The sequence below is a fragment of the Curtobacterium sp. USHLN213 genome (assembly GCF_037144815.1).
In the GTDB taxonomy this organism is placed as follows: Bacteria; Actinomycetota; Actinomycetes; order Actinomycetales; family Microbacteriaceae; genus Curtobacterium.
In genome coordinates this window covers 261373-276570 of the sequence record NZ_JBBCYQ010000003.1, presented here as the reverse complement: position 1 = coordinate 276570, position 15198 = coordinate 261373, and the positions used below count along the sequence as shown (strand labels likewise).

At 73.0% G+C, this 15198-nt stretch carries 14 protein-coding genes; 11 read left to right on the top strand and 3 right to left on the bottom strand.

From position 1 onward, the window contains the following. Positions 1–13 precede the first annotated feature (13 nt). Both WFH25_RS05860 and WFH25_RS05855 read left to right on the top strand, forming a co-directional pair. A complete protein-coding gene (locus WFH25_RS05860; protein WP_336697082.1) occupies positions 14–1090 on the top strand; it encodes a winged helix DNA-binding domain-containing protein in 1077 nt (358 codons plus the stop codon). A 162-nt stretch (positions 1091–1252) separates the two neighbouring features. Further along, complete coding sequence (locus WFH25_RS05855) at positions 1253–2200, top strand: J domain-containing protein (protein WP_070418629.1); 948 nt, start codon at positions 1253–1255, stop codon at positions 2198–2200. 22 nt (positions 2201–2222) lie between these two features. On the opposite strand, the gene WFH25_RS05850 is transcribed toward WFH25_RS05855, so the two are convergent. Beyond that, positions 2223–2585: an RNA-binding S4 domain-containing protein gene (locus tag WFH25_RS05850; RefSeq protein ID WP_070418630.1), complete on the bottom strand. Its 363-nt coding sequence runs from the start codon at positions 2583–2585 to the stop codon at positions 2223–2225. Between the two features lie 33 nt (positions 2586–2618). Here WFH25_RS05850 and WFH25_RS05845 point away from each other — a divergent pair, with 33 nt between their 5' ends. Both WFH25_RS05845 and WFH25_RS05840 read left to right on the top strand, forming a co-directional pair. After that, complete coding sequence (locus WFH25_RS05845) at positions 2619–2876, top strand: hypothetical protein (protein WP_217642532.1); 258 nt, start codon at positions 2619–2621, stop codon at positions 2874–2876. Positions 2877–2966: 90 nt separating this feature from the next. Beyond that, positions 2967–4124 carry a hypothetical protein gene (locus tag WFH25_RS05840; protein ID WP_336697081.1) on the top strand — a complete coding sequence of 386 codons (1158 nt, stop codon included), beginning with the start codon at positions 2967–2969 and terminating at the stop codon, positions 4122–4124. A gap of 11 nt (positions 4125–4135) precedes the next feature. Here WFH25_RS05840 and WFH25_RS05835 read toward each other — a convergent pair whose 3' ends face one another. Continuing rightward, entirely contained in the window at positions 4136–5602 is a 1467-nt protein-coding gene (locus WFH25_RS05835; protein WP_254790752.1) for a S1C family serine protease, read from the bottom strand. 159 nt (positions 5603–5761) lie between these two features. On the opposite strand from WFH25_RS05835, the gene WFH25_RS05830 reads away from it, so the two are divergent. From WFH25_RS05830 to WFH25_RS05810, 5 genes are all read left to right on the top strand, one after another. Continuing rightward, positions 5762–6796: an iron chelate uptake ABC transporter family permease subunit gene (locus WFH25_RS05830; RefSeq protein WP_139201873.1), complete on the top strand. Its 1035-nt coding sequence runs from the start codon at positions 5762–5764 to the stop codon at positions 6794–6796. Further along, the gene (locus tag WFH25_RS05825) at positions 6793–7773 is read left to right on the top strand and encodes a FecCD family ABC transporter permease (RefSeq protein ID WP_309886810.1); all 981 of its coding nucleotides are present in this window, start codon (positions 6793–6795) and stop codon (positions 7771–7773) included. Before WFH25_RS05830 ends, WFH25_RS05825 begins: the two co-directional genes overlap by 4 nt. A 123-nt stretch (positions 7774–7896) precedes the next feature. Beyond that, positions 7897–8376, top strand: coding sequence for an FHA domain-containing protein (locus WFH25_RS05820; protein ID WP_071294956.1), 480 nt, complete (start codon positions 7897–7899; stop codon positions 8374–8376). Beyond that, positions 8376–9080, top strand: a complete 705-nt coding sequence (ftsR, locus tag WFH25_RS05815; RefSeq protein WP_070418634.1) for a transcriptional regulator FtsR — start codon at positions 8376–8378, stop codon at positions 9078–9080. The genes WFH25_RS05820 and ftsR overlap by 1 nt, the downstream gene beginning before the upstream one ends. A 193-nt stretch (positions 9081–9273) precedes the next feature. Then, a complete protein-coding gene (locus WFH25_RS05810; protein WP_070418635.1) occupies positions 9274–9834 on the top strand; it encodes a MerR family transcriptional regulator in 561 nt (186 codons plus the stop codon). Between the two features lie 545 nt (positions 9835–10379). On the opposite strand, the gene WFH25_RS05805 is transcribed toward WFH25_RS05810, so the two are convergent. Then, positions 10380–11192, bottom strand: coding sequence for a ParA family protein (locus WFH25_RS05805; RefSeq protein ID WP_070418636.1), 813 nt, complete (start codon positions 11190–11192; stop codon positions 10380–10382). Positions 11193–11252: 60 nt separating this feature from the next. Here WFH25_RS05805 and WFH25_RS05800 point away from each other — a divergent pair, with 60 nt between their 5' ends. Beyond that, the gene (locus WFH25_RS05800; protein WP_336697080.1) at positions 11253–14663 is read left to right on the top strand and encodes a pyruvate carboxylase; all 3411 of its coding nucleotides are present in this window, start codon (positions 11253–11255) and stop codon (positions 14661–14663) included. A gap of 1 nt (position 14664) precedes the next feature. Next, on the top strand, positions 14665–15168 hold the full coding sequence (locus WFH25_RS05795) for a peptide deformylase (protein WP_070418638.1): 504 nt from the start codon (positions 14665–14667) through the stop codon (positions 15166–15168). Positions 15169–15198 lie beyond the last annotated feature (30 nt).

Genomic DNA, 15198 nt, shown 5'->3' with positions numbered 1-15198 from the left:
CGATGCTGGTGCCATGACGACCACACCGGCCCAGCTGCGCGCGATGCGCCTCGCCGCCCAGGGGATCGCCGTGCCCGGGCTCGGGCCGAGCGCGGTGGTGGAACGCATGCTCGCCGTCCAGGGGCAGGACCTCGGGCAGGTCACCTGGGCCATCGGCGTCCGCGCTCCCGGGTCCACGCGCGACGACGTCCGCGCCGCGTTCGACCGCGGCGAGGTCGTCCGTTCGTGGCCGATGCGCGGCACCCTGCACGCGATGCGCCCCGACGACCTCCGACTGCTGCTCTCCCTCACCGCCGATCGGACGATCCGCTCCATCGCCCGGCGTGCGACCGAGCTCGGCATCGACGACGACGTCCTCCGCACCGCCCGGGACGCCACGGCCGACGCACTGTCCGGCGGCCGGTCACTCGTGCGCGACGACCTGTTCGACGTCTACCGAGCCGCCGGCATCGACCCGACGCGAGGGTTGGGGTACCACGTGCTGCTCCGCCTCGCGCTCGAGGGGATGGTCGCCTGGGGGCCCACCGCCCGCGTCGGCCAGGGGCTCGTGCTCCTCGACGAGTGGGCACCGGCGACGGCCGACCTGCCCGACCGCGACGAGGCCCTGCGGCGGGTGCTGATCGGTCACCTGCGCGGGAGGGGCCCGGTGACCGAGGCCGACACCGCCTCGTGGACGAAGTTGCCGCTCGGCGACGTCCGGCGTGCCCGATCAGTGGCCGGCGACGCCGTGGAGGACCTCGGCGACGGACTCCTCGCCCTCGCCGACCGACCCGACCCCGGGGGCGTGCCGACCGGGCACCTCCTGCCCGGGTTCGACGAGTACCTCCTCGGGTACGCCGACCGCTCCGTCCAGCTCGACCCCGTGCACGCCGACCGGGTCGTCCCCGGTGCCAACGGCATGTTCCTGCCGATGGCCGTCGTGCGGGGTCGGGTCGTCGGGACCTGGAGCCGCACCGAGCGCACCCGCGACGTCCGGGTCACCGTCACGCCCTTCGAGCCGCTCGACGCCGGTGCGGTCCGCGCCCTCGAGGCCGCCGCCGACCGGTACGGATCGTTCCTCGCGGCCCCCGTCTCCTTCGCCGTCGCCTGACCATCCCGGTCCCGCACGCCGTCCGCGACACCGCACCGGTCGATCGACAGGTGCCTCGTCGCAGACCCGGCGCCGACGTACCGGACCCGACCCGCGCCTCCAGGCAGCACCCAGCAGCCACGCGGCGGACTCCGACGCTCCCTCGGGTAATGTCGCAGGGCCATGACCGACAGCCCGGCCGACGCCACCCCGTACGAAGTCCTCGGCGTCCGAGCGACCGCCGACGACGACGAACTCCGCCGCGCCTACCGCCGCGCCGCCCGCGAGTCCCACCCCGACCTCGGCGGCGACGCCCGCCGCTTCCGCCAGGTCCAGATCGCCTGGGAACGCATCGGCACCCCCGCCGCACGCCGCGCCTACGACGCGGGATCCCAGCGCGGCAGCCAGCAGAGCGCGTCCGGCCCGTCCGGTTCCTCCGCCTGGAGGAGCGACACCGGCCGCGACGCCTACGCACCCCCGGCAGCGCGTCGCGATGCACGTCCGCGGGCCCGGTCCCACGGACATCCCGGCGGGCGATCGCGCGAGGTCTTCCTGCAGGCCGAGCGCGAGTGGGTCGGCCTCGGGGACCCCATCGAGGACCCCTACGACCCCACGCTCATCCGCTCCGCTCCCCGGCACATCCGACGGCTGCTGGCCGAGGCGCTCGCCGAGGAGGCGACCGCGTCGATCGTCTCCGAGATGGGCATCGGCGTGACGGTCTGGCACGACCTCGACGCGGGGGCCGAGGGCAAGCTCGACCACGCGGTCCTCACCCCGAGCGGCCTGTGGGCCGTCGAGTCGATCGACTGGGGCGCCCCGGTCCGCGTCGAGCACGGCGAGATCACGGGGGAGACCCTGGCACCGGGGGAGCGCCCCGTGAAGGAACTCGTCCGGGCCGCCCGCGCCGTGCAGAAGCAGACCCGGGTGCGCTTCACCGGCCGGCTGCTCGTGGTGCCGGACTCCGCGGTGGACGAGGACGTGCAGGTCGTCGGCTCCCCCCGGAAACCCACGGCGCTCGTCGTCCGCCGCAGTGCGCTCGGGCAGGTACTGGGTGGCGTGTGGTCGCCCGAGGGGAGCGTCGACGTGTTCGAGGTCCGCGACCGTCTGCAGCAGACCGTCCGCTTCGTCTGATGGCGTTGGCGGGACGGCGGGGTCAGTAGCCGCGGAGCTTCTCGAGGTCGCGGCGCTCCCGCTTGCTCGGGCGTCCGGCGCCGCGGTCGCGCATCGGGACGAAGCCGGCCTCCTCCTTGGGGAGCCGCGGCGGGGTCTTGTCCTCGAAGTGCTTCGCGGCCTCGGGTGCGCTCGTCCGCTTGAGGATGATCCCCGTGACGACGACGATCCGGTCGAACCCGTTCTGCCGGACCCGGACCTCGTCCCCGGGGCCGATCGGCTGCGCGGGCTTCGCACGCTCCCCGTTCACCCGGACGTGGCCGGCCTTGCACGCGGCGGTCGCGGCGGAGCGGGTCTTCGTGATCCGCACCGCCCAGATCCAGCTGTCCACGCGTGCCTTGGCCATCCCCACACTCTAGGCGCGCCCTACGCTGGGGGCGTGGAGGGCACCGGTCAGGACGCGATCGCCCGGGCTCTGGCGCTCGGGGTCCTCCGGGACGCTGCGGTCGGGGACCGCGTGGTCGTGCGGGCGCACCACGGCGGGGGAGCGCAGGACGCGCTCGGGGTCATCGTCGCCCGGACCGCGTCGTCCGTGACGATCGACACCCGCCGGGGCCCGGTCGAGGTGGCGCTCGCCGACGTCGTCGCCGCGAAGCCGGTCCCGCCGCCGCCCGCGCCACGCCCGCGCCGCCCCTGAGTCCGCCGGTCCGACCCCGCGCGCACCGGAAGCGCGCGCCCCCGGCGAGCCGCCACCGCCCCCGCACCGGCCCCGACGTAGCCTCGTGCCATGGCCGTCCCCGTCCCACTCGGCACCGAGGACCGCACCGCCCGCCTGACCCTCCGCCGCCCCGACGCGTGGCGCCGTGAGGACTCGGCACAGGCGGACCTGCGCGTCACCGGCGACGACGTCGTGCTCACCGTCCGATCCCGTCCGAGCGACCGGACCGTCGCGGAGGAGCACACGAGTCTGCTCGAACGCCTCCCCGGTTCGGTCGAGGGGCTCCGACTCATCGGCTCCGACCCGTGGACGACCGCGGGAGCGCCGGCGCGCCTCGTCGAGTACGTCCGGCCCGACGAGGGCGGCGACGTCGCGGGAGCGCACCTGCTCTTCGTCACCGGGCGGCACCGCGTCGACCTCACCATCGAGCGGCCCCTCGCCCGGATGCTCGCCACCGACGACCTCGTGTTCGCCGTGCTCGACAGCGTCCGCGCCACCGAACCGGCGCCGTCGCGGGTGCAGCGCGACCTCGAGGCACTGCCCGAGCCCGCACCGGCCGCCGACCTCGAGGGCACCCACCTCGGCTCCGAGGCCCTCGCCACCCTGCGCTCGCTCGCCGGCCGTCGCTGGAACCCCACGCTCCTCCGCACGCCCGCCGGCCGCGAGCTCATCGAGTCCGGCCTGGTCGGCCGGCTCGGCACCCTGCCCGAGTCGACGCAGGCGCTCCTCGCACCGTGGGAGGGCGATGCCCAGCCCGTCACCCTGGAACAGCGGCTGCCCGACGGGCGCGCCACGCGCCTCCAGGCCTGGTCGGAGACCATCGTGGACGGGACGGACGAGGCGGGCGCGGTGATCGCGCAGCTGCCGGTCGAGCGCGTGGTCGCGCTCGTTGCCGGGAGGCTCGGCATCGGTCCGGCGTGGACCTTCCCGTTCCGCACGGGGTCGCTCCGGGCGGACCTGCTCGGGCGTCGGACCTCCGGGGCGGACGCCGCCCCCGACCTGCCGACGGCGATCGCCGAGGCGGCCCCGCGGCTCGCGCGCTTCTGGGCGGCTCCGTGGACGGTGTCGTCGCTGCGGCGGCCCGGCAAGCCGAAGCCGATCGTCGTCGTGCACGCGGCGGGGCAGGGCTTCGCGCGTGTCGGACGCACGGACGCCGGGGAGACCGTCTTCACGACGGACTCCCCGGCGAACGTGTACCGGTCGGTGGTGCGGGCGCTGCTCGGCTGAGCCGTTCTCTGCTAGGCCGCGGGGCCGGCGGTCAGGGTGACCGTGACGGTCTTCGCGGCACCGGTGCTGTCGGTGTACCCGACCGTCACCTTGTCCCCGACCGAGTGCGACTGGATCGCCGAGGTGAGCGCGTCCGAGCTCGCCACGGCCGTGCCGTCGATGCTCGTGATCGTGTCGCCGGCGGCGAGACCGGCCGACGCGGCGCCGGAGCCCTCGACCGTGCCGGCGACCGCGACGCCGCCCGTCGAAGCCGTCCCGCTGACCTCGACCCCGAGGAACGCCGGCAGTCCGATGGTGATCGTCGACGACGACTCGCCCGCGAGGATCTTGTCCGCGATCGACTTCGCCGTGGTGATCGGGATCGCGTACCCGGTGACGTCCGCCGTGCCCGAGGACGCCGCGGTGGCCATGCCGACGACCTCGCCCTCGCTGTCGAGCACCGGACCGCCCGAGTCGCCCGAGACGATGTCCGCCGCGACCTCGATGAGTCCCTGCAGCGACTCGGTGCCCGTGCCCGACTCGCTCTGCACCTGGATGTCCTGGTCGGTCGCGGTCACGGTGCCCTCGGCGGCGACGAGGTTGCCGGTGCCCTCGGCGTTGCCGACGTCGGTCACGGTGTCGCCGGTGCTCGGCTCGCCGTCGTCGTCGAGCGTCACCGTGGACAGGCCCGACGCGCCCTCGAGCTTGAGGACCGCGACGTCGTGGGTGGCATCCGTCCCGACGACGTCGGCCTTGTACTCCTTGCCGGTCGTCTCGTCGGTGACCGTGATGCTCGTCGCGCCCTGGATGACGTGGTTGTTCGTGAGGATCGTGCCGTTCGAGGTGAGGATCATGCCCGTGCCGGCCGCCTGCGACGACTCGTCGTAGTTGAGGACGGTGTTGATCGTCACGACGCCCTTCTTCTGGGCGCTCGTCGCCGCGGTCGCCGCGGACTCGGTGCTCGTGCCGCTGCCGCCGTCGCTCGACCCGCTGCCGGTGCCGTCGCCCGGCACCGTGAAGCCGTTCGTGCCGCTGCCGTCGGAGCCGGTGCCGGAACCCGATCCGGTGTCCGGCAGCGTCGTGCCCTGCGACTGGCTCGAGGTGGTGGTCGTGTGCTGCGAGGACAGGCCGAGCGCGGTCCCGCCCGCCGCACCGACGATCGCCAGGGCCGCGATGCCGGAGCCGATCATCAAGCCCAGTCGCCGGGGCCGCTTCGTGCCGTGGTTCGCTGCGGCGGCGCCGTGCACCCAGCCGTGCTGGAACCCGGGGAGCGACGGGCTGCCGATGAGGAACGGGCCGCGGCCGTCCGGGGTGTAGCCGTAGGGGCCGGAGCCGTCGGGCCCGTAGAGGAACGGGCCGCTGCCGTCGAACGCGTAGGCCGAGCGGAGGGTCGACGGGTCGGCGTGCGGTGCCTCCCACGTCGCCCCGGCCTGCGGCTGCGCGGCGTCGGTGCGGGCGGTGCCGTTCTCGTCGGCGGCGGGGTTCGGGGTCTCGTTCATCAGTGCTCTCCGGTCGTCCCTCGGCTGCCCGGTCGGGCGTCGATGGGTACGAGTACAGGCCCGGTTCCCATGACGAGCCTATGAACGGACCCTGCGGCTGCTCACGGCTTGCTCGGGGGTCGCCGTACGACGTCGTCCGTTAGGGTTGCCTTACTTCCCATGCGTTCGCCGTCGCCCACCCCTCCTGCGCCCAGCTCCGTGTCCCGCCTCGTCGGCGCCACCGTGCTGGCGGTGGTCGTCCTCGTCGTGGCGGTGGCGCTCTCGGTGGCCTTCGGCTCCCGTCCGATCCCGCTCGGCACCGTGCTCGACACCGTCCTGCACCCCGGACGGAACGACGAGATCGGCCTGATCGTGCTCGGCAACCGCGTGCCCCGCACCGTCGTCGGACTCCTCGCCGGGTCCGCGCTCGGGGTCGCCGGCGCCGTCATGCAGGGCGTCACCCGGAACCCGCTCGCCGATCCGAGCGTCCTCGGCATCAACTCCGGGGCCGCGCTCGCGGTCGTCGCCGGGATCGCGCTGTTCGGCGTCAGCGGCACCGCCGCGTACCTGCCGTTCGCCTTCCTCGGGGCCGCCCTCGCCGCGCTCCTCGTGTACGGCATCGCCGCCGTCGCCCGTCGGGGGCTGTCGCCCGTCGGACTCGCCCTGTCCGGGGCCGTCGTCGCCGCTGCACTGTCCTCGATCACCACGGCGGTGCTCGTGACGAGCCAGAGCCTCCTCGACCAGCTGCGCTTCTGGCAGGTCGGAGCGCTGGCCGGCAAGGACCTCGGCACCGCCGGCGTGATCACGGTCCCGGTGCTCGTCGGACTCGTCATCGCCTTCGCCCTCGGCCGGTCGCTCAACACGCTCGCGCTCGGTGACGAGCTCGCCGCGTCGCTCGGGCAGCGCGTCGTGCTCGTGCGCGCCGTCGGGGGAGTCGTCACCGTGCTCCTCGCCGGGTCGGCCGTCGCGGCGGCCGGACCGATCGCGTTCATCGGGCTCGCCGTGCCGCACGCCGTCCGTCGGTTGAGCGGGCCGGACCACCGGTGGACGATCCTGCTGTCGGCCATCGTCGCGCCGGCGCTGCTGCTCGTCGCCGACGTGATCGGCCGCGTCGTGGCGTACCCGGGGGAGCTGCAGGTCGGGATCGTCACGGCACTCATCGGCGCGCCGGTGTTCATCTGGCTCGTGCGGTCGCGGGCGGTGAAGGGCCTGTGACCGCCGTGCGCCGCGAGTGGCTCGTGCTCGGTGCCGTCCTCGTCCTGCTCGTCGCCCTCGTGCTCGTCGGGCTCGGCGTCGGCGAGATCCCGCTCTCGCCCGTGCAGGTCGCGAGCGCGCTCGTCGGGCACGGCGACACCGTCTCGGACTTCGTGATCGGGCAGCTCCGTGGCCCACGGGTCGCCGGCGCGATCCTCGTGGGGGCGTCGCTCGGCGTGGCCGGGGGCATCGTGCAGAGCGTCGTCCGGAACCCCATCGCGAGTCCGGACGTCATCGGCATCACCTCGGGCGCGAGCGCCTCGGGCCTGACCGCCATCGTCCTGTTCGGCGCGAGCGGCGGGACCCTGTTCTCGGTGGTGCTCGTCGGTGCGGTCCTCGTCTCCCTCGTCATCGCCGGACTCGCGTGGCGTCGGGGGATCACCGGCAACCGGGTCGTCCTCGTGGGCATCGGCGTCGCGGCGATCTGCCTGAGCATCACCGGGTGGATGCTCACGAGCGGCACGGTCACCCAGGCCGGCACCGCGCTGCTCTGGCTCTCCGGCAGCCTGAACGCCGTCGACCGGAACCTCGTCGGGGTCCTCGCCGTCGTCTTCGTCGTGTTCACGGCACTCGCCCTCCTGCAGTCCTCGCGGCTCACCGTGCTGACCCTCGGCGACGAGGTGGCCTCGGCGCTCGGGCTCCGGCCGAACCGCGCGAAGGTGCTGCTCTTGCTGACCGCCGTGTGCCTGACCGCCGCCGCCGTGGCCACCGCGGGACCGGTGTCCTTCGTCGCGCTGATGGCGGCCCCCATCGCCCGGAGGCTCGTCGGGGGCGGACGGGTCGCCCTCGGGTCGACCGCCGCCGTCGGTGCCGCGATCACGCTGGCGAGCGACCTCATCGCGCAGTTCGCGATCCCGGGGAACGCGCTGCCCGTCGGTGTGGTGACCGGGGTCATCGGGGCGCCCTACCTGCTGTGGCTGCTCGCGCGCGGGCGCTGACGCATCCGTGTTCCCGGTACGTTCGCTGTACGCGTTCTGCCGAGTTGTCCCCAGCCCCGTTCGGGGCTCCCGTTCGGCCGCTCGTTTCCGATACGCTGGTGCGCCAAGAGGAGGAGGTCCACGATGCCAGAACCAGTGGTCCCGCAGCCGGACGGTCAGAAGACCCCTGAGCAGCGGCTGGTCGACACCACACTGACCTTCAGCATGGACATGGGGGCGGCGCTCACTGCCGAGTCCGGTGTGTCCGCCGAAGAACGTGAAGCGATCAACGCGCTGCCCTCCGGGTCGGCGCTGCTCGTGGTCCGTCGCGGGCCGAACGTCGGTGCGCGGTTCCTCCTCGACTCGGACGTCACCACGGCGGGGCGCCACCCCGACGCCGACATCTTCCTCGACGACGTCACCGTGTCGCGCAAGCACGCGCAGTTCCTCCGCCACGGCACGAGCTTCAGCGTGAAGGACAACGGGTCGCTCAACGGCACGTACTTCGACGGCGTCCGCATCGACGAAGCACTCCTCACCGACGGGTCCGAAGTGCAGGTCGGCAAGTTCCGCCTGACCTTCTACGCCTCCCGGGTCGACCTGGCGCGCCTGGCGACCGCGTAGTGGCCGCACGGTCCGCCGCGGCCCGGGCGGGGTCCGCGGTCCCGGACCTGCTCACGATCGGGCAGGTCCTCGCACGCCTCAAGCCGGAGTTCCCGGACCTGTCGAGCTCGAAGCTCCGGTTCCTCGAAGAGCGCGAGCTCGTCACCCCGATCCGTACCGCGAGCGGCTACCGGAAGTTCTCGGCGGCCGACGTCGAGCGGCTCCGGATCGTGCTCGGGCTGCAGCGCGACCACTACCTCCCGCTCAAGGTCATCAAGGACTACCTGGCCGACCTCGACGCCGGGCGTGAACCGGTCCTCCCCGGGGGCGGCGACGCGCCGAAGCCGTCCATCCTCGGGCGTGAGCGGCGCTACACCCGCGACGAGACGGTCCGGGCTGCCGGTGCCTCGCCGATGCTCCTCGCCGACGCGGTCTCGGCGTCGCTGCTGCCCGCTGCCGACACGTACGGCGACGACGGGGTCTCGGTGCTCAAGGCCCTCGTCGAACTCCAGCGCACCGGGATCGAACCGCGGCACCTCCGCACGATGCGCAGCGTCGCCGAGCGCGAGGTCGGGCTCATCGAGTCCGCGCTCATGCCGGTGTCCCGCCGCGGTGACGCCACGTCCCGGGCGAAGGCGACCGAGCTCGCGCGCGAGATCGCCGGCCACCTCGAGGTGATCCGGTCGAACCTCATCCGCACGGCGATCGGGCGTCTCGACGCATGACGCGCGTCGTGGCTCGTCCCTCGTCGACCGCTGGTGCGCGTCGGTGGGTGGGGCGTATCCTCGACACGCCGGACGCGCCGAGTCGGATGTCCCGCGCCGGAGCGGTCCGAGTCGCTACCGTGGACCTCGGAACAACTCTCAACCCGTCATTGAACGTTCAGTTGGGAGCTCGATCGTCGTGGAAGGCAGCCTGATGAGTGGGAACGACACCCCCGGCACCGAGTCGGAGATGACCCGGTACGACCTCGGGCTGCTCTTCACCGACGGTCTGCCCGAGCACGACGAGCAGAACGGGTACCGCGGTACCGTCGCTGCTCGTGCTGCCGGCATCTCCTACCGCCAGCTCGACTACTGGGCCCGCACCGAGCTCGTCGAGCCGACGATCCGCGGGGCCGCGGGCTCCGGGTCGCAGCGGCTGTACGGCTTCCGCGACATCCTCGTGCTCAAGCTCGTGAAGCGCCTGCTCGACACGGGCATCTCCCTCCAGCAGATCCGCACCGCCGTGAACCAGCTGCGCGAGTCCGGCGTCTCGGACCTGGCGCAGACGACGCTCATGTCGGACGGTGCCTCGGTGTACCTCTGCACCTCCGACGACGAGGTCATCGACCTGGTCTCGCGGGGTCAGGGCGTGTTCGGCATCGCGGTGGGCAAGGTCCTGCGCGAGGTCGAGTCCTCGCTGGTCGAACTCGACGCGACGCCGGCGGCCGACCCCGACGACGAGCTCGCCGCCCGCCGGGCTTCCCGCGCGTCCTAGTCCCGCGCGGCGCCGAGCGGGCGAAATACGTCACGCTCGGCGACGCACAGCGGCCGTTCGTGCCCACTCGGCGAGCGGTCCACGGCGTGTTCTGCCCGTTCGGCGGACGGCTGGCCCCATGTCCGTCCGCACGAGGCCTGCCGGGGAACGTCACTCGGCGGACGGCCCGCAGCGTGTTCCGCCCGTTCGGCGGAGGTCCGGCGGCGTGTTCCGCCCGTTCGATGGACGTGCCCGCGGCGTGTTCCGCCCGTGCGGCGGACGGCCCGCGGCGTGTTCCGCCCACGCGGTGCGTGCCGGAGGTGTGCGGCGGGGCGGAGGCGAGCCGTGCCTCCTGGCAGTCGACGGAGGGATGAATCGACGCGCCGTGCGCGACCCACCGGAGCCGAGCTGCGGGTTCGCCGGCGAGCGGTCGGGACACGCCGCGTGCCCGACGCCGAGCGGTCGAGAACGGCCGGTCCGGCCGCCCGAGCATGACGGAAAAGGCCCGCTCGGCGAAGCCGAACGGGCCCACGCCCCACGCCCCACGCCAGCGGGCGCGACGCGCCCTAGGCCGCGCCGCCCTCGGCGTACGGGCCGATCTTGCCCGTGCGCATGATGCGCTCGAGCAGCTGATCGAAGTTCTTCGCCATCTCCTGCGCCGACTCACCCGGCCACACGTGCAGGGGCTTCGCCGCACCCTGCGCCTGCTGCAGCGAGGTCCGCTCGGGCAGCTGCGGCGAGAGCACGAGCGGGCCGAACATGTCGCGGAGCTCCTTGATGCGGAACTGGTGCTCGAGCGACTGCACGCGGGCCCGGTTCACGATGATGCCGAGCGGCTGCAGGCGGGGGGAGAGCCCGCGACGGATCTCCTCGATCGCGCGGAGGGCACGGTCGGCAGCGGCCACCGAGAAGAGTCCGGGCTCGGTGACGACGGTCACGCGGTCGGACGCTGCCCAGGCGGTGCGGGTGAGGGCGTTCAGCGACGGCGCGCAGTCGATGAGGACGAGGTCGTAGTCCTGCTCGACGTTGGCGAGTGCCTCTTCGAGCTTCCAGATGTCACGGATGGACGGGTGCGGCCCGTCGAAGTTGATGGCCGAGGGCGATCCGACCATGACGTCGATCTTGCCCTGGGAGCCCTTCGTCCACCCCGAGGGGGCGATCGCCTGACGGACGATCTTCTCCTTCGGGTTCTCGAGGACGTCCGCCACGTTGAGGTGGCCGGAGATGTTGATGTCGAGGCCGGTCGAGACGTCCGACTGCGGGTCGAGATCCACCACCAGCGTGCGCAGTCCCTTGGCGAACGCGGCCGAAGTCAGGCCGAGCGTCACCGTCGTCTTGCCGACACCACCCTTGAGGGAGCTCACGCTGAGTACATGCACGGTGAGCAACGTTACCGCCAGTAGGGTTGTCTCACCTCAACCCGGGCTGAAAGGGACCTCGTGTTCAGCAAGATCCTGGTCGCCAATCGTGGCGAGATCGCCATCCGTGCCTTCCGGGCCGCGTACGAGCTGGGGGCGAAGACCGTCGCCGTCTACCCGTACGAGGACCGCAACTCCCTGCACCGCCTCAAGGCGGACGAGGCCTACCTGATCGGGGAGCGCGGACATCCCGTCCGTGCCTACCTGGACGTCTCCGAGATCGTGCGTGTCGCACGTGAGTCGGGTGCCGACGCGATCTACCCGGGCTACGGCTTCCTGTCCGAGAACCCGGAGCTCGCCGCCGCTGCCGCCGCCGCGGGCATCACGTTCATCGGCCCGGGCGAGCACGTGCTCGAGATGGCGGGCAACAAGGTCACCGCGAAGGAACACGCGGTCGCGGCCGGTGTCCCGGTCCTCGCGAGCACCCCGGCGAGCCGCGACATCGAGGAACTCCTCGCCGGCGCGGACGCCATCGGGTTCCCGGTGTTCGCGAAGGCCGTCGCCGGTGGCGGCGGCCGTGGCATGCGCCGGGTGGAGACGAAGCCCGAGCTGCGTGCGGCCCTCGAAGAGGCGATGCGCGAGGCCGACAGCGCCTTCGGCGACCCGACGATGTTCCTCGAGCAGGCCGTCATCCGTCCGCGCCACATCGAGGTGCAGATCCTCGCCGACGCCACCGGCACGGACGCGGGCACGATCCACCTCTTCGAGCGCGACTGCTCGGTCCAGCGCCGGAACCAGAAGGTCGTCGAGATCGCGCCGGCGCCGAACCTCGACCCGGCGATCGCGCAGGCGCTGCACCGCGACGCCGTCGCCTTCGCCCGGTCGATCGGGTACGTGAACGCCGGCACGGTGGAGTTCCTGCTCGACACCGAGGGCGAGCGTGCGGGCCAGCACGTCTTCATCGAGATGAACCCGCGCATCCAGGTCGAGCACACCGTCACCGAAGAGGTCACGGACGTCGACCTCGTCCAGTCGCAGATGCGCATCGCCGCCGGACAGACCCTCGGCGACCTCGGCCTGTCGCAGGACAGCGTCCGCGTGCACGGCGCCGCCCTGCAGACACGCATCACCACCGAGGACCCGACGCAGGGCTTCCGCCCGGACACGGGTCGCATCACGACCTACCGCAGCCCGGGTGGCGCGGGCGTGCGCCTCGACGGCGGCACGGTCGCCACCGGCGCGCAGATCAGCCCGCACTTCGACTCGATGCTCGCGAAGATGACCTGCCGCGGGCGGGACTTCCCGGCGGCGGTGGCCCGGGCGAAGCGCGCCCTCGCGGAGTTCCGCATCCGCGGCGTCTCCACGAACATCCCGTTCCTGCAGGCCGTGCTCGAGGACCCCGACTTCGACCGCGGCGACATCTCGACGAAGTTCATCGAGGAGCGCCCGCAGCTGTTCGGCGGCCACGTCTCGAAGGACCGCGGCACGAAGGTGCTGAACTGGCTCGCCGACGTGACGGTGAACAAGCCGAACGGCGAGCGTCGCCCGCAGACCGTCGAGCCGAGCGAGAAGCTGCCGACGATCGACCTCGGCGCCCCGGTCCCCGAGGGGCAGCGCGACCGCCTCCGCCTGCTGGGTCCGGCCGAGTGGGCGAAGGCGCTCCGCGGCCAGACCGAGCTCGCCGTCACCGAGACGACGATGCGCGACGCCCACCAGTCGCTCCTCGCGACCCGTGTGCGCACGAAGGACCTCGTCGCGGTCGCTCCGTACGTCGCCCGACTCACGCCGCAGCTGCTCAGCGTCGAGGCCTGGGGCGGTGCCACCTACGACGTGGCGCTCCGCTTCCTCGGCGAGGACCCGTGGGAGCGGCTCGCCTCGCTGCGCGAGGCGATGCCGAACATCCCGATCCAGATGCTGCTCCGCGGACGCAACACCGTCGGCTACACGCCGTACCCGACCGAGGTGACGGACGCGTTCGTGGCCGAGGCGGCCGCGACGGGTGTCGACGTGTTCCGCGTGTTCGACGCGCTCAACGACGTCAGCCAGTTGCGTCCGGCCCTGGAGGCGGTGCTCGCCACCGACACGGCCGTCGCCGAAGCGGCGCTCTGCTACACCGCCGACCTCCTCGACCCGTCCGAGGACCTCTACACGCTCGACTACTACCTCCGCCTCGCGGAGCAGATGGTCGAGGCCGGTGCGCACGTCATCGGCATCAAGGACATGGCCGGCCTGCTCCGCGCCGGCGCGGCCGAGCGGCTCGTCACCGCCCTGCGTGCGCGCTTCGACCAGCCGGTGCACGTGCACACGCACGACACCGCGGGCGGTCAGCTCGCGACGCTCCTCGCCGCGGCCCGTGCCGGTGCCGACGCGGTGGACGTCGCCGCCGCGCCGATGGCCGGCACGACCAGCCAGCCGAGCATGTCCGCGCTCGTCGCCGCCCTGGCGCACACCGAGCGCGACACGGGGCTCTCCCTCGACGCCGTCGGCGACCTCGAGCCGTACTGGGAAGCCGTGCGTCGTGCGTACGCGCCGTTCGAGTCGGGCCTGCCGGGTCCGACGGGCCGCGTGTACAAGCACGAGATCCCCGGCGGTCAGCTGTCGAACCTCCGCCAGCAGGCGATCGCGCTCGGGCTCGGCGACCGCTTCGAGCAGGTCGAGGACTGGTACGCCGAGGCGAACCGGATCCTCGGCCGCCCCACGAAGGTCACGCCGTCGTCGAAGGTCGTCGGGGACCTCGCGCTGCAGCTGGCCGCGGTGGACGCCGACCCGGTCGACTTCGAGCAGAACCCGCAGAAGTACGACATCCCGGACTCCGTCGTCGGCTTCATGGCCGGCGAACTCGGCGACCTCCCCGGTGGCTGGCCCGAGCCCTTCCGGTCGAAGGTCCTCGCGGGCCGCGACGTCCGGCTCGAGATCACGCCGGTGCCGGACGCCGAGCGCGCACACCTGGACACCCCCGGTCCCGAACGGCGACAGGCCCTCAACCGCCTGCTCTTCCCGCAGCCGACGCAGCAGTTCGAGCGCGTCCGCGAGCAGTACGGCGACCTGTCCGTCGTCCCGACCGTCGACTACCTGTACGGCCTGCGCCCCGAGCAGGAGCACGTCGTGCCGCTCGGCAAGGGCGTCGACCTGTTCGTCGGGCTCGAGGCGATCGGCGAGGCCGACGCGCGCGGCGTCCGCACGGTCATGGCGACGATGAACGGGCAGCTCCGCCCGGTGTACGTCCGCGACCGCTCGATCGAGGTCGAGACCAAGGCCGCCGAGCAGGCGGACAAGACCGACCCGAAGCACGTCGCGGCACCGTTCTCCGGTGTCGTGACGCTCAAGGTCGCCGTCGGTGACGTCGTCGAGGCCGGACAGGCCGTGGCGAGCATCGAGGCGATGAAGATGGAAGCGGCCATCACGGCACCCGTCGCGGGGACCGTCGGCCGACTCGCGATCCCGGTGACCCAGCAGGTGGACGCCGGCGACCTCCTGGTGGTGCTGCAGTAAATTGACCGTCCGTCCCATCCGCCTGTTCGGCGACCCCGTCCTCCGGTCCCCGGCCGACCCGATCCGTCCAGACGCGCTCGGCAGCGCGGGCATCCGCGACCTCGTGCAGGACCTGGTCGACACCGTCAAGGAGCCCGGCCGCGCCGGCGTCGCCGCTCCCCAGATCGGTGTCGGTCTGCGCGCCTTCTCGTACAACGTCGACGGCGAGGTCGGCTACGTGCTCAACCCCGAGATCGTCGAGGTGTCGGGGGAGCCGGAGCTCATGGACGAGGGCTGTCTCTCCGTCCCCGGCCTGTCGTACCCCACGCGCCGGTACCCGTACGCGAAGGTCCGCGGGGTCGACGTCGACGGGGCCGAGGTCGTGCTCGAGGGCACCGGGCTCATGGCCGAGGCGCTCCAGCACGAGGTGGACCACCTCGACGGCACCGTGTACGTGATGACGCTCGACCCGGAGATCCGCCGCCAGGCGCTCCGCGACATCCGCGCGCAGGACTGGTTCCACTAGTCCTCCGAAGTGCCCACCCTCGGTCGGGCG